Source organism: Pseudoalteromonas sp. SCQQ13, from assembly GCF_015864415.1.
GTDB classification, from domain to species: domain Bacteria; phylum Pseudomonadota; class Gammaproteobacteria; order Enterobacterales; family Alteromonadaceae; genus Pseudoalteromonas; species Pseudoalteromonas nigrifaciens.
In genome coordinates this window covers 41,342-63,436 of the sequence record NZ_JADYXG010000001.1, presented here as the reverse complement: position 1 = coordinate 63,436, position 22,095 = coordinate 41,342, and the positions used below count along the sequence as shown (strand labels likewise).

14 protein-coding genes are annotated in these 22,095 nt (G+C 37.9%); 8 read left to right on the top strand and 6 right to left on the bottom strand.

Going from position 1 to position 22,095, the window contains the following annotated elements; all coding sequences use genetic code 11:
- Positions 1-110: 110 nt before the first annotated feature.
- Positions 111-320: a PGPGW domain-containing protein gene (locus I6F41_RS00275; protein ID WP_197107444.1), complete on the top strand. Its 210-nt coding sequence runs from the start codon at positions 111-113 to the stop codon at positions 318-320.
- 66 nt (positions 321-386) lie between these two features.
- Here the strand turns inward: I6F41_RS00275 and ppsA are convergent, their stop codons facing one another.
- Positions 387-2,762: a phosphoenolpyruvate synthase gene (ppsA, locus tag I6F41_RS00270; RefSeq protein ID WP_041454953.1), complete on the bottom strand. Its 2,376-nt coding sequence runs from the start codon at positions 2,760-2,762 to the stop codon at positions 387-389.
- 313 nt (positions 2,763-3,075) lie between these two features.
- Between ppsA and ppsR the strand changes: the two genes are divergently transcribed.
- A complete protein-coding gene (gene ppsR, locus I6F41_RS00265; RefSeq protein ID WP_011330181.1) occupies positions 3,076-3,885 on the top strand; it encodes a posphoenolpyruvate synthetase regulatory kinase/phosphorylase PpsR in 810 nt (269 codons plus the stop codon).
- Positions 3,886-3,967: 82 nt separating this feature from the next.
- Here ppsR and I6F41_RS00260 read toward each other — a convergent pair whose 3' ends face one another.
- Complete coding sequence (locus tag I6F41_RS00260; protein WP_172459254.1) at positions 3,968-5,317, bottom strand: class II 3-deoxy-7-phosphoheptulonate synthase; 1,350 nt, start codon at positions 5,315-5,317, stop codon at positions 3,968-3,970.
- A 1,151-nt stretch (positions 5,318-6,468) separates the two neighbouring features.
- Between I6F41_RS00260 and I6F41_RS00255 the strand changes: the two genes are divergently transcribed.
- Positions 6,469-7,344 carry a DNA replication terminus site-binding protein gene (locus tag I6F41_RS00255; RefSeq protein WP_089369317.1) on the top strand — a complete coding sequence of 292 codons (876 nt, stop codon included), beginning with the start codon at positions 6,469-6,471 and terminating at the stop codon, positions 7,342-7,344.
- A 58-nt stretch (positions 7,345-7,402) separates the two neighbouring features.
- Here the strand turns inward: I6F41_RS00255 and I6F41_RS00250 are convergent, their stop codons facing one another.
- Positions 7,403-8,617, bottom strand: a complete 1,215-nt coding sequence (locus I6F41_RS00250; protein ID WP_011330184.1) for a hypothetical protein — start codon at positions 8,615-8,617, stop codon at positions 7,403-7,405.
- Between the two features lie 772 nt (positions 8,618-9,389).
- On the opposite strand from I6F41_RS00250, the gene I6F41_RS00245 reads away from it, so the two are divergent.
- From I6F41_RS00245 to I6F41_RS00225, 5 genes are all read left to right on the top strand, one after another.
- A complete protein-coding gene (locus I6F41_RS00245) occupies positions 9,390-10,628 on the top strand; it encodes an AAA family ATPase (protein WP_058374625.1) in 1,239 nt (412 codons plus the stop codon).
- Positions 10,629-10,643: 15 nt separating this feature from the next.
- Positions 10,644-11,606: a transcriptional regulator gene (locus I6F41_RS00240; RefSeq protein WP_011329645.1), complete on the top strand. Its 963-nt coding sequence runs from the start codon at positions 10,644-10,646 to the stop codon at positions 11,604-11,606.
- Between the two features lie 425 nt (positions 11,607-12,031).
- Positions 12,032-15,178: a DEAD/DEAH box helicase gene (locus I6F41_RS00235; RefSeq protein WP_089369318.1), complete on the top strand. Its 3,147-nt coding sequence runs from the start codon at positions 12,032-12,034 to the stop codon at positions 15,176-15,178.
- A gap of 838 nt (positions 15,179-16,016) precedes the next feature.
- A complete protein-coding gene (rmuC, locus tag I6F41_RS00230) occupies positions 16,017-17,483 on the top strand; it encodes a DNA recombination protein RmuC (RefSeq protein ID WP_089368995.1) in 1,467 nt (488 codons plus the stop codon).
- Positions 17,484-17,682: 199 nt separating this feature from the next.
- A complete protein-coding gene (locus tag I6F41_RS00225) occupies positions 17,683-20,016 on the top strand; it encodes a S9 family peptidase (RefSeq protein ID WP_197107442.1) in 2,334 nt (777 codons plus the stop codon).
- 126 nt (positions 20,017-20,142) lie between these two features.
- Here I6F41_RS00225 and I6F41_RS00220 read toward each other — a convergent pair whose 3' ends face one another.
- Genes I6F41_RS00220 through I6F41_RS00210 form a run of 3 tightly spaced genes read right to left on the bottom strand, consistent with a single transcriptional unit; the run spans position 20,143 to position 22,094 of the window.
- On the bottom strand, positions 20,143-20,670 hold the full coding sequence (locus I6F41_RS00220) for a DUF411 domain-containing protein (RefSeq protein WP_089368997.1): 528 nt from the start codon (positions 20,668-20,670) through the stop codon (positions 20,143-20,145).
- Positions 20,671-20,680: 10 nt separating this feature from the next.
- Positions 20,681-21,169, bottom strand: coding sequence for a YybH family protein (locus I6F41_RS00215; RefSeq protein WP_089368998.1), 489 nt, complete (start codon positions 21,167-21,169; stop codon positions 20,681-20,683).
- 22 nt (positions 21,170-21,191) lie between these two features.
- Entirely contained in the window at positions 21,192-22,094 is a 903-nt protein-coding gene (locus I6F41_RS00210; protein ID WP_197107440.1) for a copper resistance D family protein, read from the bottom strand.
- Position 22,095: the final 1 nt, after the last annotated feature.

Genomic DNA, 22,095 nt, shown 5'->3' with positions numbered 1-22,095 from the left:
TGCTGCGGGGTAATAGAAATTGAAGATTTTACAGTTTGTAACACACTTTTAATCGATTTTATTCGCACTGCAATTATACTCAAGTTAACAGTTACTAGGGGGCTTTAACTATGAAAAAAATACTATTACTTTTAGCCGGTGTATTGTGCATGTTACTGGGTTTATTTTTTGCGATTATACCTGGACCATCGTTAATATTTTTTATGGCAGGGTTATTGTGTTTTTCTTTTGACTACCCAAAAGCAAGGCATTATTTGGGGCTTTGTCAAAAAGCGTTAACTAAATCGTGCAGATATTTAGATAAAAAATTAGCTCGTTAAAACTTTGTTTTAAATTACACAAACAAAAATGCCAGCAAAAGCTGGCATTTTTATTAAACAAAGTAATTATTTAGCTAGCTTTTCAGCTAAGTATAACCATGTTTCTAGTACTGTATCTGGATTTAATGAAACAGAGTCGATACCCTGCTCTACTAACCATGCTGCAAAGTCTTCATGATCAGAAGGACCTTGACCACAAATACCTACATACTTGCCTTTTTCTTTAGCTGTTTTAATTGCCATAGAAAGTAGCTTTTTGATTGCAGGGTCGCGTTCATCAAATAGATGTGCGATTAAACCTGAGTCACGATCTAAACCAAGCGTTAGCTGAGTTAAGTCGTTTGAACCGATAGAAAAACCATCAAAATGCTCTAAAAACTCTTCAGCTAATAGTGCGTTTGAAGGCAGTTCACACATCATAATTACTTTTAGACCATTATCGCCACGTTTAAGGCCATGCTCTTCAAGTAGTTCAATAACACGTTTACCTTCTTCAACGGTACGTACGAATGGGATCATGATTTCGATATTGGTCATGTCCATGCCGTTTCTTACGCGTTTAATTGCTTCACACTCTAGAGCAAAACAGTCGCGGAAAGCTTCTGACACATAACGAGCGGCGCCTCGAAAACCTATCATAGGGTTTTCTTCTTCCGGTTCGTATTGTTGGCCGCCAACTAAGTTTGCGTACTCGTTTGATTTAAAATCAGACATGCGAACAATTACACGCTCTGGTGCAAATGCACACGCCAGAGTAGAAATACCTTCAACCAATTTAGAGATATAAAACTCTACTGGAGATTCATAACCGGCCATCATATCGGTTATCTCTGCTTTTAATGCATCAGTTTGTGCATCAAAATTAAGTAGTGCTTTAGGGTGAACGCCAATCATACGGTTGATAATAAATTCAACACGGGCTAGGCCAACACCAGAATGTGGTAAACGAGCAAAATCGAATGCACGATCTGGATTACCTACGTTCATCATTACTTTAATTGGTAGCTCAGGCATTTCGTCAACACGTGAAGTAAGTACTTCAAAGTCTAAAATACCTTCGTAGATGAAACCTGTATCCCCTTCGGCACATGATACGGTAACTTCTTGACCAGCTGTAATTAAATCAGTTGCGTTACCACAACCAACAACGGCTGGAATACCAAGTTCACGTGCAATAATTGCAGCATGACAAGTACGGCCACCACGATTTGTAACAATCGCTGCTGCACGTTTCATGATTGGTTCCCAATCTGGGTCGGTCATGTCGGTAACTAAAATGTCGCCTACTTGAACCTGATCCATCTCTTTGATTGAGTTAAGAACACGAACAACACCGCTACCAATTTTATGACCAATTGCACGGCCTTCAACAACAACCTTGCTGGTGCCATTTAATTGAAAACGTTCCATTACGTTGGCATCTTCGTTTGAGCGAACCGTTTCTGGACGAGCTTGAACTATATATAGTTTGCCGTCGTTACCGTCTTTTGCCCATTCGATGTCCATTGGACGACCGTAATGTTTTTCGATGATTACAGCTTGCTTGGCAAGTTCTTGCACTTCTTCATCTGTAATCGAAAATTTATTTGAAAGCTCAGGGGCAACATCAACGATGTCTACTTGCTTACCATGTGCTTTGTCTTCTGAGTAAATCATTTGAATGGCTTTAGAGCCAATGTTACGACGTACTACTGAAGGTTTGTTTTTAAGTAATGTTGGTTTATGAACATAAAATTCATCAGGGTTTACTGCGCCCTGTACAACCATTTCTCCTAGCCCGTAGCTTGATGTGATAAATACAACATCTTCAAAACCAGACTCGGTATCAATACTAAACATAACGCCAGATGCTGACTTATCTGAACGAACCATACGTTGTATACCAGCAGACAGTGCAACACCACGGTGATCGTACCCTTGATGAACACGGTAAGAGATAGCGCGATCGTTAAATAATGAAGCAAATACGTGTTTAATAGCGACCATTACTGAGTCGATACCAACAACGTTTAGGAAAGTTTCTTGCTGGCCTGCGAATGATGCGTCTGGCATGTCTTCAGCAGTAGCTGATGAACGTACTGCAAATGAAACATCGGCTGCTGTGTCGCCGTGGAGTTGGCTGTATGCTTCGCGAATGGCTTTATCTAGATTAGGTTGGAATGGTGTATCGATTATCCATTGGCGGATATCGGCACCGACTTTAGCGAGTGTATTCACATCTTCAACATCAAGTGTATCTAGAATATCGTGAATTTTTGCGGTGAGTCCTGATTGATCTAAAAACTCATTAAAAGCATCAGCGGTAGTTGCAAAACCACCCGGCACTTGTACACCTGCGTTTGCTAGGTTTGAAATCATTTCGCCAAGTGAAGCGTTTTTACCGCCAACACGAGGAACATCTTGCATACCAAGCTCTTGATACCAGAGAACGTATTCTTGCACGGATCTTTCTCCAAAAAAACAAATTGTAGTACTAAATACCAACTAATTAACATTTAATCATTTTAGCGAGTTAGACATTGTATTAACAAGTTAAAAATTTTCATGTAGAACAACTACCTGTTAATTTTTATGTTGCTAATAAAGCGCTTCCTATCGCTATAATTGACTATTTACTTAATACAATCGATATAACTGTGAGAGTTAAGAAAGAAAACCTTTTATAAAGGTCACACCCATTCTACACTGGCAACAGTCCTCACGTAAACCGTGAGAAACTTAATTTTAAAATTAAAAGTAATAAAAAAGAGGATTTATGAGAACTGCTTTTTATATTTCAGATGGCACAGCAATTACTTCTGAGGTTTTTGGCCATGCTACTTTGTCACTGTTCCCTGTTGAATTTAATCATAAAACCATTCCCTTTGTAGAAACAGAAGAGAAAGCGCATCAAATTAAAGAGTTAATTAATGCAACGGCTAAAAGAGACGGTGAAAAGCCTTTAATATTTTTTACCTTTGTAAATTACAACTTAACTGAAATTATTAGCTCTGCTAATGCAGTGTGTTATGACTTTTTGACAACCTATAGCGAAAAAATAGAAAAAGAACTAAATGTGGCGCCAGTACCAAAAATTCATCGCACTCACTCTATTCATGAAAAAAGCTATGATTTTAGAATTGATGCGGTTAACTACGCGCTGATGAATGATGATGGCGGTAATATTAAAAACTATGGAGAGGCCGATATTATTTTAATCGGTGTGAGCCGCAGTGGTAAAACCCCAACGAGTTTATATTTAGCACTACAATATGGTATTAAAGCCGCTAACTACCCAATCACCGAAGACGACCTTGAAACTGAAGGCTTGCCTAAATGCTTAATACCTTTTAAACATAAATTATTTGGCTTAACTATTGATCCTGAGCGCCTTGCTGCCATTAGAGACAGGCGTATGGCTAATTCTAAATACGCTTCTATTCGTCAATGTCGTATAGAAGTGCGCGAAGTAGAAATGCTGTATAAGCGTAATAGAATTCCATTTTTAAACTCTACTCATCACTCAGTTGAAGAAATATCAGCGAAGATTATATCTGATACCGATCTTGAGCGCCGTAAGTACTAACTTACTTGGCGGTTAACTTAACTAAAAAGTATAAAAAACGCCGCTTAATTAGCGGCGTTTGTATTTAGGGGAGTCATTTTATTTATTTACGTGCGTCTTTTAATAAATCGGCAACTAAAAAGCCTAACTCTAATACTTGATCGGCATTTAAACGTGGGTCGCACTGGGTTTTATAGCGCTGTGCTAAATCGTCGTCAGACAGTCCGTACGCACCGCCAGTACACTCAGTAACATGTTGGCCTGTCATTTCTAAATGCACGCCGCCTGCATAGCTGCCCTCGGCTTTATGCACTGCAAAAAACTGGCTGATCTCACGCATGATGTTATCAAAGCTACGTGTTTTATATCCTGAACTCGCTTTTTCGGTGTTACCGTGCATTGGATCAGAACTCCAAATTACTTTACGGCCTTCTTGTTGTACTTTGCGTACCAATGCCGGCAGTTTTTCAGGGAGTATATCTGCGCCCATACGGGTAATTAATGTTAATCGACCTGGAATGTTATCTGGATTTAATGCATCAATTAAACGTATTAAATCATCAGGGTCCATACCTGGACCAACTTTAACCCCAATTGGGTTTTTAATTCCTTTAAAAAATTCAATGTGCGCGTGGTCTAGTTGACGCGTACGCTCGCCAATCCATACAAAGTGCGCAGAACAATCGTACCAATCGCCAGATAAATGGTCGCGGCGAGTTAGTGCTTCTTCGTAGCCTAGTAATAGCGCCTCGTGAGAGGTGTATAAATCGGTTTCTTTTAAGCTTGGTGCAATAGTAGAATTAATACCACACACTTCCATAAACTCAAGCGCGTCTTGAATTTTATCAGCAAGCTGTTGGTACTTTTCTTTCTGCGGATTGGCTGCAACAAAGCCCATATTCCAACGGTTTACTTGATGTAAGTCAGCAAGGCCACCTTGAGCAAACGCACGCAGTAAGTTTAACGTAGCTGCACTGTGATGATACGCCGTCATTAAGCGTTGTGGATCTGGAATACGCGCTTGTTCGGTAAACTCAAAATTGTTAACAATGTCGCCACGGTATGACGGTAGTGATACGCCATCAATCGTTTCTAAATCTGCTGAACGTGGTTTTGCATACTGCCCTGCCATACGCGCTATTTTAACTACTGGGCATTTACCGCCGTAAGTTAATACCACGGCCATTTGTAAAATTGTTTTAAAAGTATCGCGAATGTTAGCGGCATTAAAGTCACTAAACGACTCAGCACAATCACCACCTTGTAGTAAAAAAGCGCGCCCTTCGCATACATCTTCTAGCTGCTTAAATAAACTTCTGGTCTCTTCAGCGAATACTAAAGGCGGAGCACTCTTTAATTGCGCTTCTACTGATTTAAGTGATTCTTGATCTGGGTAGTTTGGCTGCTGCAATATTGGCAGTTCTCTCCAGCTATTTGGGTTCCACGTTTGCATATTCATTCCTCATTCCTATTTACCTGATACAACGAAATTAACGTATGCAGGGCTGTTTGTTCAAGGACTAAATTCACTATTTACTAATTATTTAGTTATGGGTTAGGTAATTAATATATTTAGCCATATATGTTGGGCCCTTAGCGCAAATATAAAATGATAAATAGAAAGAATATAACTGATTAAAAACATAAAGTTAAGATTAATCATGGTTACTTTTTAGTTGTTGACCTACATTCAATCTGAGTTAATTATTATAACAGGTCGAGCGGGGAACACATCATACTTAAATTACACCATGTGTATTCTTAACTTTACAGTTGATATAAACAATAATTGACCAATAACTATGCAATTTAAAAAATACATGCTAGGGCGAGTTTTATTTGCCACCGCAACATATACTAGATGTTTATAAACAGTGGGTTTATTAGGCTAAAGCTCTCCTTGGTTAAGGTTAAAATACAAAGACTTATTTGGGCTCAGTACTAAGTTTTTATAAAAATGTGAATAGTGGCAGTTATTACTGAGGTTAAAACTTATTTTAATATGTATAAGTTTTACGCTTTGCAGATCTTATGCTGTAGTGTAAATAGACATGACAACGTATTGTATTTCACCCAGGCATACTACAATACGTAAAGCTTATATCTGCAATGTATTAAGTTACTCTTTGTATGAACGTTTGGATCGGCACTAATTAACACCACTAGCTAGCTGCTTAATTAGTTAAGCTACAGGGAGCTCAAAATGGTTTGCCCTGCCCGGTACTAATAAATGTATATTCAGTTCTCACAAGCTAAACATTTTAAGTATCCCAAAGTATGAGCCGGTTAATTATATCAACCTCATTTTAAAGCCTCACCACAAATCATGGCTAAAGTTAAATTGCACTCAGAAGCTAGTAGGCCGTTATTAGCTGTAACCTATAACGGTATACAAATGTGAGTATTGGGGAATTATTATTAAGAGTTAAGCTACTCAAATGCATAAGCACGAGATTTTAAAATTAACCAAAGCTGTAAAGAACACATCATACTTAAATTAAATATTAAATAAACTTAGCCCCGAGTAAACTAAAATTATTAGCTAAACAAAGATAAGGTTATGTGCGATAATTATTTAGGTAAGATGTGTTCTTTGGAGGTTGCATGGTAACTAAAGTACAAATAAGAAGTCAGTTTGATTTAATGAGCGAACTAACATTAAGGCTAATAGAAGAGCTTAATCTATGTGAATATACAAAAGCCGAATATTATCAACTTCCTGATATAAGCACTGTTGATGAAGATAAAGTGGCCGAATCGATTAAAGTTACTAAAATATCAGGCGAACTAGCACATAAAGCTATATTAAATTCCTTTACTGACATTTATAAAAAACAAGGGCTAAGTAGCCGAGTTTTAAAGCGTCATCCTGGCCTATTAGTTATAAAAAATGCTGACAAACAAGCACTAATTAATCGAATTGCTCAAGTAAATAAGGCAAAAGCAGCGTTTAAAGAGTGTATTTTAGCTATTGATAACAACGATGCTCGTTTTGAAGCGGTGCATAATGCAGTACCCAACTTAATTACTTTGGCTGCTTATCGAAAAATTCATAGTGAACATGAATCGCCTTTTTCAGTACGATTTACCTGGATGCACAAACATGCAACTAAAACACTGACCAAAAAAATGGCCCTCGAAATGTTACAAAAGTCAGCTAGTTATAGAAACCCCAGAATGATCGACCAGCAAAAATGGCAGGCGCTAGTAGCACAAGAGCAATTACGGGTAGCAAGTTTAGGTGAAAAAGAAAAACTTAGAATTAGGCGCCCTACTCGAGTTAGCCCTCAGGTAAATGTGCGTTATACCGCGCAAAACCGTTATCACGTCAGTGCGGCGCTACCTTTTATTTTAATAAACCCAGAACCAGACGTAAAACTTGGGGTATTACCAAATTACGAAAAACCATTAAGTCATCCACGAAAACGTGACTATGATTTTTTAGTAGATCGACTTTATTTAGAACAAGTAGAAAAGTGATTATGTTAAAAAGGTCACGCTAGGTGACCTTTGTTATTATTGGACTCTGTAATAAAAATTACTTATCTACTATTTCAACAAGTTTGTCTTCATCAATAAGCACAGCATTTTCTACAATACGCTTACCGCCTTGTATTTCAATACGTTTATTGTGTTTATTCAGAGTAAGTATCTCATCACAAAATTGGTCTGATGGATGCATTTCGTAAGTGTAGTCAATAATATTACCGGTTTTGTCGTCTTTAACATTGGTAATACTGTACTCAGAGATAGCTCCTTTCTCGATCAAATCTTTCATTGTTGTGGTCATATCACGACGCAGCGCTTTTAATTTATTTTCGGTAATATTATCCGTTGAATAAATTGAGCCGTACTTTTCCATAATAGACAGTAATCTAAAATGGTATGTTTTACCCGGCGCTGCATAACGCCAAAGATGATATAAGCGCAACATCATCCAACGCGACAATCCGCGTTTTAATTCTTGGGCGCTGTTAAAGTAATATCCTTTGTATTCAAGGTTATCAATCATGTTATGCACAAATGCATTTAAACACGCAACACATTTAACATTTCCGCCTTGACCTTTTTTTCCACTAAAATGCAGTGACGATAAAAAGTTCATGTTCGATTCGTAAAATGAATCATCAATATTTGTATTTTTGGTGTCTGTTGCTGAATATTTAAACGAAAGTTTCGAGCCTTGTAATGCTTCAAGTGATTCTTTAATTTGTGGATATGGCATAGATTGGCCAACGGTTTTCAGCTCTTGTGCTAATTCGTTCATTGAAAAAACAACAGCATATTGAATACCGGACTTAAAATTTATTTTTACTATTTTACCTTTAGAAGCTAAACGGATCAGCGCACGTTCTACTTTTTCTTCTCGATCTGATGGCCAAACCAAATATTCTACGTCTTCACCATCTTTGCGTGTGCTAACAACCGCCGGCGTTATTTTTAATTCACCATCGTACAAAATACCATCTATTTTTTCAGATATTTTGCGTGTAATTATTGTTTTTTTAGGTGCTTCTTCTAATGGTAATTTTTTATGCCCTGAACGGACAAAGCGTCCCCATAAATCATAATGGTTAAAAGTATTCGAATAAGCACGTAATCCATGAGCTGCATTTTCTATCGAAATCCGCACATCTTTATTATCTGTAAACAGTGCTAAGCTTTCATTATCAATTGCACTTTCCACCCCGTGAATTTGGCCCCTTAGTGTATCGGGCAAGTTATCTACCGAGATGTTGACCTTTCGGCTCATTGTTGTTATTTCCATTTTTATTGCGACAGCTAATAACAACACATAAAGACAAAAAAGTTAAATGTTTAAGTTAGTATAAAAGTGATCTGAGCTAAAATAAAACCTTCGGATCACTATTATACTAAGCGGATGCTAATTAACTCAATTTCAGATCATTATTTTACTAACTAGGCAGTTACAAATCTCATTTTTACTAACTCAGTGAGATTTTTGTCCATTACAAAGCTAAATTTTTAATATTTAACACGACAAATTAACTAAAAAACTAAAAGCCCTGTGGATAAGCACATATTGAGTTAGCATAGATCTGATCTGTACCTACTACAGATCAGATCTATACTAATTAAAAGCCTTCTTTTACTACAGAGTCGGTGTATAACTTTATAATTTACTTAGTATAAAACTGATCTAACAGACCTTTTTTGTGCACAACTTAATGATTAACCTGTGCGTAACTATTGTTTTAATTTTCAGCTTAGTAAAAAGCTGATCTGCTAGTAGATAAAGATCTGATCTTAACCAAGTATAAAGCTGATCTGCTTATTTTATTATTATTCATATAAATCATGTGTTTATGACCTTTATTTAAGCCTCTATCCTTTAATACCTTATATACTTAACCATACTTAACCTTTCTATTTATACTAAGAGATATTAAGCATGTAAAAATATTATTAGATGTCTTGTTTATAAAACACATGTCACTATAAATAGTTGTTTACAGCAAATTGAATGGACATTATACTAACAGCCTAACTTTGAGGAATTAAGTATGTCTATCAATAATAATGCGCTAAGTACCTACCGGCTTTTGAAAGCAACAGCTGAAGTTGCCGAAAAGTCTCTAGAAGGACGTATACAACATTATCGCGCTCATCTTAAATCTGAAGAAAAAGAATTAAGAACTTATACGCAAAAAGCAGCTGCCGATCTGCTTGGTTGTAACAATCGTACCTTAAAAAGACGCCACGACAATGGTGATTTTGATAATTTAAATATCAAACGTGGTGCAAATGGTCATTACGCTTACACTTTGGTAAATATTTTTGCTATGGCCGATATTATGGATATTCAGCCCGATCACCGTACTGGTGATGACAAACTGCAAGTTATTGTAATTAACTCCCTAAAAGGCGGTTGTGGTAAAACAACTAGTATGGTTAATATTGCAGCAGCACTGGCAACTACAAATATAAAACGCTACCGTATTGGTATTATTGATTTAGATCCTCAAGGTTCATCATCTAGCTTTTTTCCATCGGCAGAGCCCGATCCAATCACCGTTGGCGATTTAATGCGTGATTGTATTGAATTAGACGAAGGTGAAACGTGGCCTGAATTTGTATCAAGCTCATTTTTACCTACACATATTCCAAATATTCGTGTTTTACCATCTGGTATGGATGATTTTTATTTTGAACATGAAACAGCTACTTTACTCAAAGACACCTCAAATTATGAACAAACCCGTCATTATCATAAGTTACTTGAAAAAGTAATTGACCCAGTAAAAGACGAGTTTGATGTGTTATTAATCGACACAGCTCCAACACTTAACTTTATGTTTTATAATGCGTTAATGGCATCTACAGCAATGCTAATACCAGTTCATCCAGAAGCAGTAGACTTTGATGCAAATAATAAATATTTAAAACGTTTAGGTGAGATTTATCATACAGTTGCAGCCCTAGGCCATGAAGGATGGGACTTTATGCAGTTTTTAGTAACTAACTATGTAAAAGGTAACCACTCGCAACGCGATATCGTTAAAGATGTTCGTAGTGCCTTTGGTCGCCAAGTAATGAGTTACCCAATTAATCATAGCTCAGCAATTACAGCGAGTTCGTCTTCGTTTAACACTATTTTTGATCAAAAAGCATCAGATAGTTTAGCTAGTCGCGAATCGTTAATGCGTGCCCAAGAAAATATAAAAGATGTAGTTGATGAGCTTGAAATGCTGATCCGCTCTAATTGGCAATCTACACAATCAAAACTAAATACCCCTAAGTAAGGATGTTAAACAAAAATGGCTAAAAAACGTAAAAATGACACCCGCTTAGACCCTTTTGCAACAGCGGTTGGTAGTAGTAGTCTTGATGCTTTATTAGAGCAAGCAAATGCAGGCGATGTAATTCGTATGCCAGCGCCAAGTGATCCTAGCAGAGAAATTACCCTAGTTTGTAAAGTAATTTCCCATAGTGACATTGAGTCAACAACCCAGGTATATGGCAAAAACCGCCGTGTACAGTCGCTGTTAAATGAAAAGTCGGTATCCGATATTCTACCGGCAATAAAAGAAGATGGCCGTAATCAACACCCGGCACTTCTTTGGGATCAAGGCGATACAAGCTTAGTACTTGCGGGATCACGCCGCCGTAAAGCCTGCATTTTGGGTAATGCTGATTATTTAGTGTTGAGCTCTAGCGACTTTACTGATCAAGATGCAAAAATTTTAGCTGTTTCGTCTGATCAATACATAGCACCTAGCTTGTGGGAACTTGGACAAGCTTATCAAAACACTAAAAATGAATTAATTGAGCAAGGTAAAAAAGGCTCTTACCGTGAAATTGCAGTTATTGAAGGCGTATCGCATACCGCGGTTGCCGATGCAATAAAAGCATTCGAGCAAATCCCTGCAGATGTTGTTGCACTTTACCCTACAGCTAATCATGTTGGCCGTGAAGTGGCTAAAAAGCTGATTAGCGCAAAGGAGCGCGACCAAGCAGCCTTTAACTTGCTAGTTGCTGACATTGCTAACCATGAAGACATAAACGCAGCAGCAAGCGATGACAAGCGTGCAATGGCCATTACTAAGTATTTAACTACCGAGCCACAAATAGCCGTTAAACGTGAAGTTGTGCTTGAGAGTAACTTTGTTTCAGTACAGCGCAGTTTAAAAAATGGTGATGTTTCAGTAAAAATAAACAATAAAGTTATGACAGACAAGCGCTTAGAACAACTTACTAAGCTATTAGCTGCATTTAACTAGTTAGTAAAATAATGATCTACAAGGGTGTTAGCTTAGTTAAATATTGATCTGTACACCCTTTAAGTTAGTAAAAAACTGATCCCATATAGCAAAATTTAAGCATAAAAGAGTTACTTGCCTATTTTAGATCAGCTTTTTACTAACTAAATTACCTTTTTATCTTAGATCCTACCTGTTTTGCGCTTTGTTAGTATAAAGCTGATCTGTAAACCCCCTCCTTGTGTTAGTAAGTTGTTTTTAACTTGTGAGTTAGCTGTGTGTTTTATTTTAAATAAATAATAATTAGCGCATTATTTAGCTATAAAGCAATTTTTTACTAAGCGCTCAGCTCCAACCAGTTTATTTAACGTTAATATTGCTTTAGCTCAGAGCATATAAGGCATATACTAAAAAAATTGTTTTTAAAATTTAATACTTTGAGTGACATGTCTGCTAACTTATCTAAAACTGATCTAATGGCTATTTTTGAAGAAATTAAAAATGAGCAGGCTACCCAGTTTCCTCTTTCTGAACGCTTCATTAAGAAATTGTTTAAGCCCGCCGTATTGGCTAAAGGTAAAGCGTATTATAAAAACGGCCAAATTAGCTGGTTAGAGCATAATAGCGATTTTTCAGTTGTGGATTCAACAGTACGTGGCGACAAAGGTATTTCGTTTAATCAACGTATTGAGATCAGTAAAGTACCTACTGGTTATTCGGTAGATACTCACTGTACCTGTAACGTTAAAACGAAATGCCGCCACTTAGCTGCTATTTTGCTCAAACTTAAAATAGAACACTCCGGTGAGTACGGCGAAGACTACTTTATTAATGATTGGTTTACTGAACTCGGAGCACTTAAAAACAGTACCGAACAACCGCCTTCACAAGTGCTTTTATTTGTATTAGATGTAGAAAACAATAAAGTGTTTTTAACGCCAAAAATAGCTAATTACGATGAAAATCAAAGCTATGCCTTAGGCCGTAACCTTACCGAGCAACAGCTAAACAGCTTTGTAACTCCTAGCGATTTATTAGAAAGCGACTTTAGATTATTTAGCTGGATACGTTCACAAAATGCAGTAGGTAATATTGAGCTTAAAGGGCAATGGGGTTTTAACGCACTGCAACAGCTTATAGCAACTGAAAGATTGTTTTTACAACGATCACGCGTATCAATTAAAGCGCAAACAGGTCAAGCGTTAAGCTTTAGTTGGCAGCAAGTAAAAGATCTAACCCAATTAAAAGTTAATTTAGAAAACAGCAAAAATTGGACACTAATTAAAACAACGCCACCTACTTATTTAGATCTTGATACTTATAAAGTAGGACGCATTCGCACGCCCTTAAGTGCAGATGAAATTGCTCATTTACAAACAATTCCAGCATTACACGACACTAATTTTGACCGTATTTATAAACAACTCGCCGATAACTTTGGCTCGGGTGTTATTCCGCATCCCACTAATGAAAAAAACAATACCTCAAAACTCTCTAGTAATGCGGTTTTAAAAGTAACAATGTCGGCGGAAGGATTAACGCTTTCGTTATTGTTTAAATATAAAAATAAAAATTATTTGGCAGGCACAGCGCCAGAAACCCTAGTAAATAGTGCTTTTGAAAACACCGTAAAAAACGAGCTAATAAACTTAGGTTTCGATTTTTGTAAAGGGGGTTTACAAAGTGAGTTTATTTTTAATAAACAATCGCCCATTCACTTACACTGGTTAGTTTATGAGGTGTTTCCTAGCTTTGTTCAACGAGGCTGGAAAGTATCGGTTAGTAAAGTAAATGCTGTTAACCCACAAAGCCAAGTAGCTTTGCATGTACACCGTACTGCGGGGCATCAAATGCAGTGCAAAATTATATTAAACGATGCTAAAGCTACATTATTATTTAATCAAACAGATGCTCATTATGAATCGTTAAATCGTCAAAGTGAGTTGTTTTATTACTACCCAATAGGTCGTGAGTTTGGCGCTATAAATAAAGCAGCGTTGCATTTGTTAAATGAGTTTAAACAACGATTTGAATTTATAAAAACCAGAGATGAATTTAATATTCCGCTTTCATACTTGCCTGAACTGGTAAGTCATACTGCTATAAATGTTGAACTACACGACGAGTCATTGTCACGTTATTTAGAAGAGCTAAATAGTAATGACCAGTCGCGCCCCACTACGCTTATACAAGGGTTAAATGACTCAGTTGTATTGCGCGAGTATCAGCAGCAAGGCGTTGCGTGGTTAAACTTTTTAAAACGCCATCAGCTTGGCGGAATTTTAGCAGACGACATGGGATTAGGTAAAACTCTGCAAGTTATTGCCTATCTAACAAGTAGTTATAATAATGCGCAAGCAGGCCCTACACTCATTGTGTGCCCTACAAGCCTAGTAAGCAATTGGGAAAAAGAAATAACCAAGTTTGCTAAAAACTTAAAAGTAACCACTATTTTTGGTGCCCAGCGTAATGAGTTATTACAAAATGTAGCGCAAGCACAATGTATATTAACTACTTATCCGCTACTTAAACGCGATATTGCGTATTATTCACCACTTTATTTTGAAAATATTATACTCGACGAAGCGCAATATATTAAAAACGATACCGCGCAGGTATCGCGTTTAGTGAAGCGCCTTAATGCCGACTTTAAGCTTTGCTTAAGTGGTACGCCAATAGAGAACAACTTATTCGAGCTTAAATCATTACTTGATTTTGCTATGCCGTCATTACTTGGCTCGCAAACGCATTTTAAAACTCACTTCCAAACGCCAATTGAGCGTGAGAGCAATGCAGAGCGAGCACAGCAACTTAAAGACTTAATTATGCCGTTTATATTACGCCGTACTAAAGCGCAAGTTGCACAAGAGTTACCGCTAAAAACAGAGTTAATTAAAGAGTTTGAATTTGAGCCAAAACAAAAAGAAATGTACCACAGTATTACTCAGGCATTAGAAGAAAAACTAACTGATCTGTTTTCTGAACAAGGTATGCAAAAAAGTAAACTCGCCTTTTTAGAAGCGCTGTTAAAATTAAGGCAAATTTGTTGTCACCCTAAATTAATAGAGCCAACAACTCAGGCTGGCAGTGCAAAACTAGAATGGCTAAGTAATCGCTTACCGCTAATGCTAAGCCTAGGTAGAAAAGTAATTATATTTAGTCAGTTTACTTCTGCGCTCGATCTTATTGCTGAACGCCTAAAAGAAATAAATATAAACTTTAGTTTACTAACCGGACAAACGCGCCAGCGCGATAAAGTGATTGATGAGTTTACCAGTGGTGCAACATCGGTGTTTTTAATTAGTTTAAAAGCCGGTGGTACGGGGCTTAATTTAACGCAAGCCGACACAGTAATTCATTACGATCCTTGGTGGAACCCAGCAGTAGAAAAACAAGCGACAGATCGTGCTTATCGTATTGGCCAAACTAATCCTGTGTTTGTGTATAAACTTATTATGGCAAATTCAATTGAAGAAAAAGTATTTAAAATGCAACAAGATAAACAAGCTCTTGTAGATGCATTATTTACCGAAAAATCAATGAGTTTTACCCAGTTTGACGAGCAACAAATGCTCTCTTTAATTAAAGATTAAAAATGTCTGTAAATATTCAGATCTTTTTTGAACTTAATTAAATATGCAGCGTCTACTATTATGCTAGCGGTTAAATTGCAGTTTAACCAAGCATTATGTTGATTTCCCATTTAGTTACTTAAATAAGTAATGATTTAGCCAGCCCACTTTAGGGCTGGCTTTTTTTATGCCTTTTTTACACCGCTGCTTTACACAAAACTTAAGTTTAATTTTTTTATACTTTTTTGAACTTAATTAAATATGCAGCGTCTACTATTTTGCTAGCGGTTGAATTGCAGTTCAACCAAGTTTCATGTTGATCCCCCTATTTAGTTACTAAATTTAGTAATGATTAAGCCAACTCGTTTGAGTTGGCTTTTTTTTTGCAAAAAATTACTTAGTAGCCCTCTTAAACAACATATAAATAAATTTAAATTATTATTGAACTAAATACTCAACTTGCCGTCTACTATTATGCTTGTGATTACATTGCAGTTAATTCAAGTTTCATGTTGATTCCCCTATTTAGTTACTAAGTTTAGTAATGATTGAGCCAGCTCGTTTGAGTTGGCTTTTTTTTGCAAAAAATTTACTTAGTAGCCTTCTTAAACAACATATAAATAAATTTAAATTATTGTTGAACTAAATATTCAATTTGCCGTCTACTATTATGCTTGTGATGAATTGTTGTTAACGCAAGTTTCATGTTGATTTCCCTATTTGGTTACTAGTTTTAGTAATGTTAGGCCAATCTTTTATAGGTTGGCTTTTTTTATGCCTTTAATTTATATCTCGCCCCTACTGCTATCGATAGTTATTCGTTATGATGGCATGTCTCTAAATTTAATAAGTTTATTTTATGTTTTCTCAGTTATTAACTAGCATTGATTGGCTAAGTGTAGGCGTAGGCGTTACCGCAGGTGGCGTAATTTGTAGCCTAGTATCTGCATCGCTTAGTAAAAAATTAAAACAACAACTTAGTGAGCAGCAACAGCAGTTGTCGTTATTGCAAAGTCAGTTTGAGAGCAAAACCCTGCAATACACCCAGTTAGCGGATGATCACGAACTTTTAGAGCATACCCATCAAGAGCAACGCGACCAAGCGCAGCACTTTAAAACCCGCTTTACCGAACAAGAAAAACAAAGCCAGCAATATAATCAGTTTTGGCAAAAAGCCGAAGCCGAGCTAAGTGCACTGCGCAAACAATATAGCCAACGCGATGTAGAGCTAAATAATATACGCACTACGCTTGAGCAAAAACAACAACACTTTAGCGAACAACTTGCGCAAATAGAGCAAAGCAAAGAGATGCTTAAAAAAGAGTTCGAAAACTTAGCGAATCAAATTTTAGAAGAAAAGTCTCAAAAGTTTAAAGTGCTCAATCAAGAAAGCATTGAGCAACTATTAAAACCAGTGCAAGGCGAGCTAAAAGGCTTTCGCGACAAAATGGAGTCAATCCATGTTGAAGACTTAAAACAACGCGCCGCGCTTAAAACCGAGTTATTACATTTACAAGCAAAAAGCCAAGCCATAACCGAGCAAGCCGACAGGCTCAGTAACGCTCTACAAGGGCAAAAGAAAACCCAAGGCAATTGGGGCGAGTTAATGCTAGAAAACGTGCTCGACAGCGCAGGCTTACGCGCAGGCGTAGACTATAAACGCGAGGTGTCGTTTAACACCGAAGACGGCCGCTTACGCCCCGATGTAGTTGTGTATTTACCCCAAGGTCGCCATTTAGTTATTGACGCTAAAACTTCGTTAAACGCCTACACACGCTATGTTAACGCCGATAACGAGCTAGAAGCACAGCAAGCTATTAAAGAGCACGTTGAGGCTGTTAAAGCGCGTATAAACGAGCTTGCGAGTAAATCGTACGACCGTCTACCTGGGCTTAACTCGCCTGAAGTAGTGGTGATGTTTGTACCAATAGAGTCAGCCTTTGTTGAAGCGCTTAAATACCAAAGTGATATTTACCAGCAAGCAATCGAAAAAAATATTCTAGTGGCAACCCCCACTACCTTACTCACTAGTTTAAATATAGTTAAACAGCTATGGCGCTTTGAAGAACAAACTAAATACTCAAAAGAATTGGCAGCTCGAGCCGAGCGTTTTTATAACAAGCTCAATGGCTTTTTAACCAGCATGGAAGGGGTTGGCAAACAGCTCGATCGTGCTAAAGAAAGCTACGACAAAGCGTTTTCGCAGCTTTACCGAGGTAAAGGTAACCTAATTAAACAGGCAAGCGAGTTTAAAGAGCTGGGCGTATCGGTACAAAAAGAGCTGCCAGCAGAGAGTGTTGAACGTGCAAATTTAGAATTAGATTAACTGCGTAGCAAAAGGGTTAGGTATTTAAAAACGGTAACCTTCATTACACAGCTAATGCCTACTTTTAATTAACATGGCGTATTAATTCCGTTTTTAAGCTTAATCCCTTAATAACGCGATAAACGCTCAGATCCTATTTTGCTTATTTGCTAAAGTAGCGGGGTCAGTATTTATTTAATAACCCCCCCTAGGAAACACGATGAAAATAATTAAAACCTCAGCACTGTTAGTTGCCATTCTGACGGGTATAACCATACAAGGGTGTTCTATGACATCAAATACATCACCATCAACAACAGGTAATGCAGTTACACCTATTAGTAACCCGCTTACTCTTGAGCAAATTTATAAAGATAAATACTTTAAAGCACAGCGTAGTACTTACTTTAAATGGTTAGACGATGGCACTGGCTACACAGTACTTGAGCAACGTGAAGCCGATAAAAAAGTAGGCGTTAAAGCTGACGACGAAAAAGAGCACGGTGTAAAAGGCAACGACATTGTATTTTACAACGCCGATGGCACAGGGCGAAAAGTACTGGTTGCTTTTGAAAAGTTACTGCCAGAGGGCGCAGATGAAGCGTTTGCAATTGAGAGTTATCAATTTTCTAAAGATGGCCAGTGGCTCATGGTATTTACCAACAGTGAGCAAGTATGGCGTTCGCGCAGCCGAGGGGATTTTTGGTTACTTAACTTAAATACGAATAAACTCTCGCAGTTGGGCGGCGAAAACCCTGAGCCCAAAAAGCTTATGTTTGCTAAGTTCTCCCCCGACAGCTCAAAAGTAGCGTATGTGCGCGATAATAATATTTATATGCAAGCAGTTGGCAGCAATACCGTTAGCGCATTAACAACCGATGGCAGCGCTACCACAGTTAATGGTAATTTCGATTGGGTATACGAAGAAGAGTTTTCTATTCGTGATGGCTTTAGTTGGAGCCCAGATAATAAATCAATCGCGTATTGGCAACTCGATACTAGCGGCGTTAAATACTTTACCATGATCAACAACACCAAAGCGCTCTACCCTAGCCTTACTGAATTTCCATACCCTAAAGCGGGCGAAACTAACTCAGCTGTACGCGTAGGCGTAGTGAGCCTGAGTGACAAGCAAACCCGGTGGGCTAAACTTGAGGGCGATAACCGCGATCGTTACATACCACGCATTAGCTGGGCAGGCGATGGTGAGTCGTTACTTATCCAAGACTTAAACCGCCCACAAAACCATAATAATTTATGGTTATTTAATTGGCAAAAGCAGCAGCTAACTAAAATACTGGCAGAAAAAGACGATGCGTTTATTGAATGGTTTTATAGTGCTAATTGGTCAAAAAGCGGTGAGTTTTTTATTTGGCACAGCGAGCGCGACGGCTGGCGTCATTTGTATCGCATATCGCGCGATGGCAAAAAAATTATTGACCTAACCCCTGGCGATTACGACATTGTTGATATGCTTGCAATCAACGAAGATAAAAACGTATTGTACTTTAGTGCATCGCCAGATGATGCAGCTCAGCGCTATTTGTATCGCACAGCAATAGATGGCAGCAGTAAACCAGTACGAGTAACACCAGAGCAGTTTAACGGCTCCAACAGTTATTACGTGTCAAAGGATGCTTCTTGGGCCATGCACACCTATTCTAAATTTGGTCAGCCGGCCGTTAAGCAAATTATTAAGGTGAGCGATCACAGTAATGTAAAAACCTTAGTTGAAAACAGCGAGCTGAAACAAAAATTAGCAGAGCAAAGTTTACCAAACCACGAATTTTTTAAAGTAGCCGCGCGTGATGGCACCGAGCTTGATGGTTATATTATGTTTCCTGCGGATATGGATCCAAATAAAAAGTACCCAATCGTATTTTACGTTTATGGCGAACCATGGGGATCAACCGTACAAGATCGCTTTGAAGGTAATAGCTATTTATACAAATCGTTATTAACTCAAAAAGGCTTTATTGTTGCATCAGTTGATAACCGCGGTACACGCGCACCAAAAGGCCGAGATTGGCGCAAATCTATTTATAAAAAAATAGGCTCAATTACAGTGCAAGACCAAGTTGACGCGCTCGACGCGATGGCTAAACGCTGGGATGTAATAGACACAGAGCGGGTTGGCGTATGGGGACACTCTGGCGGCGGCAGCTCTACACTTAATTTATTATTTCGTCACGGCGACAAATTTAAAGTAGGTATTGCTTCAGCACCTGTGCCCGATATACGTTTATATGACACTATTTATCAAGAGCGTTATTCGGGTAACCCAAACACCGACCCACAAAGCTATGATAATACCTCGCCAATTAGTTTTGCTAAAAACCTTAGCGGTAAATTATTACTGATCCACGGTACTGGCGACGATAACGTACACTATCAGGGGTCTGAGCGTTTAATTGACGAGCTTGTTAAGCATAATAAACAATTTGAGTTTTTTGCTTATCCTAATCGTTCACACAGCCTAAAAGAAGGCAAAGGAACGGCTTTGCATTACCACACTATGATGGCCGAATTTTTTGAGAAAAACTTACTAAAATAATGTCTAATTAATTATTAAAAACTAAAAAAGCCACAATTTTTAATTGTGGCTTTTTTGTGCAAACTGTAATGGGGGTTTACAGTTCTTTATAGGTACTAAACAGTTTCACAAACTATGCCACAACAGTTAAAACTGCTCGTCGTATTGACTAATGTGCTTGTACACACCTGTGGTGGTGTTTGTGGTAATAAATTCAATGTTGTATTTATGAAATGCATCGCCCATTTCCATACCTGGTGTGCCTAGTGGCATTGCGGGTACGGTTAAACCGATAATATGCGCTGGGTGTTTTTCCGATAAAAATTGTTTAATAAACTTAGCCGGTACGTGGCCTTCAAACACAAAACCGTTGGCCGACACAGCTGTATGGCATGAGCGCTGGTTAGGCTTTATTTGATATTGCGATTTTATTAATCCCATATCGTCTGCATCAATGGCTTTTGTATTAATGTCGCTTTGATTTATATGCTCAATCCAGCCTTTGCAACAGCCACAGTTTTTATCTTTATAAACAGTAAGCTTTAACTCCTGTTTTTTGGGACTATCGGCTGAGCTAGTTGCTTTATGTACTTGCGGTGATTGCTCAGAGCACGCCCCCATAAGAGGCAGTGCTAGTGCTAAAAGCACGCTTGAGGTGATTTTAATTATACGCATAATTAACGCCTTAATTTGACCAATGAATATGAGTTATTTTCCAGCCTGAATCGGTATTTTTTAAGGTGATTGACTCCATACCTGTGGCGCTTATTTCTTTACCTTTATAGTTGCCATGACTTTTACTTCTTGATACCGAGTAAGCCATATCACCATTAATAAACACTTGGTGCTCTAATAGGTCGCTGTTAATTGCACTTAGGTATTTCATGTCAGCTAACATGTGGTGGTTAGCGTATTCATCGGCTGAGCGCTCAACGCCGCCACCTTCAAAAATAATCACATCATCGGCTAGTAATTGTCGAGCAGTTACTTTATCGCCTTGCTTAAGCGCAGTATGAAACGAGCTAACAACTTTTGCTGCAGCACTGCTTACATTAACAAATAAAGCTGATTTTTTTGCGTGCTCTTCATCACCATGCGCGTTTACAGTAAAAGAGCTTGTTGCAGTAAATAACAGCGCTGAGATCAATCCAAATTTAGGGTGTTTTATTAACATGTTTTTCTCTTTATAAGATAAATTATACGGGCGGCCCAACGAGCGTGGTAAATACACTGGTGGTTAGCAATACACACACGGCAATAAGCATTTCAACAGAAATAGAACGCTTTAAAGTAACAACATGATGTTGCTGTGTAATTTGCGGAACTAAACGTAGTTTATGCCAAGCACCCAGTAGTAACATAGCACTCACTAACAACAGTTTTAACATTATTAGCTGGCCATAATTTGAAGTAAATAATACAGAAAATGAATTTAAGTATTGCCATAATAAGGTTATACCAGATATGAGCAGTACCGCTATGATAATAATTGCTAGCTGTCCAAAGCGTTCCATTAAATGCTTTATCGTATTTAACGATAGCAGTTGGCAACTTTTATAAAGAGGCCATAGTGAGCCAATCCAACTAGCAATGGCAATTAAATGCAGTGTTAATATACTTTTAATTAATAGGCTTTTTTCGGCGCTGTGGCCGGTTAAGGTAAAGCTATAGGTAAGGATAATAAGTGCGAATAGTGTAATAACAAAATTAGCCACGTTAGCTGAGTTTGAATGGGGGCGCCAAGTGCACACCGCAAACAAGGCAATTATAAATGCAGGCACTCTCATACTTACCTGCTCACCAATTACTGATTGCCAAATTATATCCAGCATGAAGGGGTCTATCATGCCAGCAAAACCAGATTCAGCCATGGCCCCCGCTTCAATTGGTATTTGTAATATTGCACCAATAAAGCCCACCATAACAAGGGTGATTTGCCAGCGCTTTAAATACCGATTAAAACAGCTTAATTGTGTATCTGGCGTTGTACTCTCATTATTAAGTAAGCGCATTAGCAAGCAGCCCGCAAGGGCTGCAATAGCTAAATAGCTTACTATTTTTAATAATAGTAACAGCACTGACCAATCACTTAATTGCATT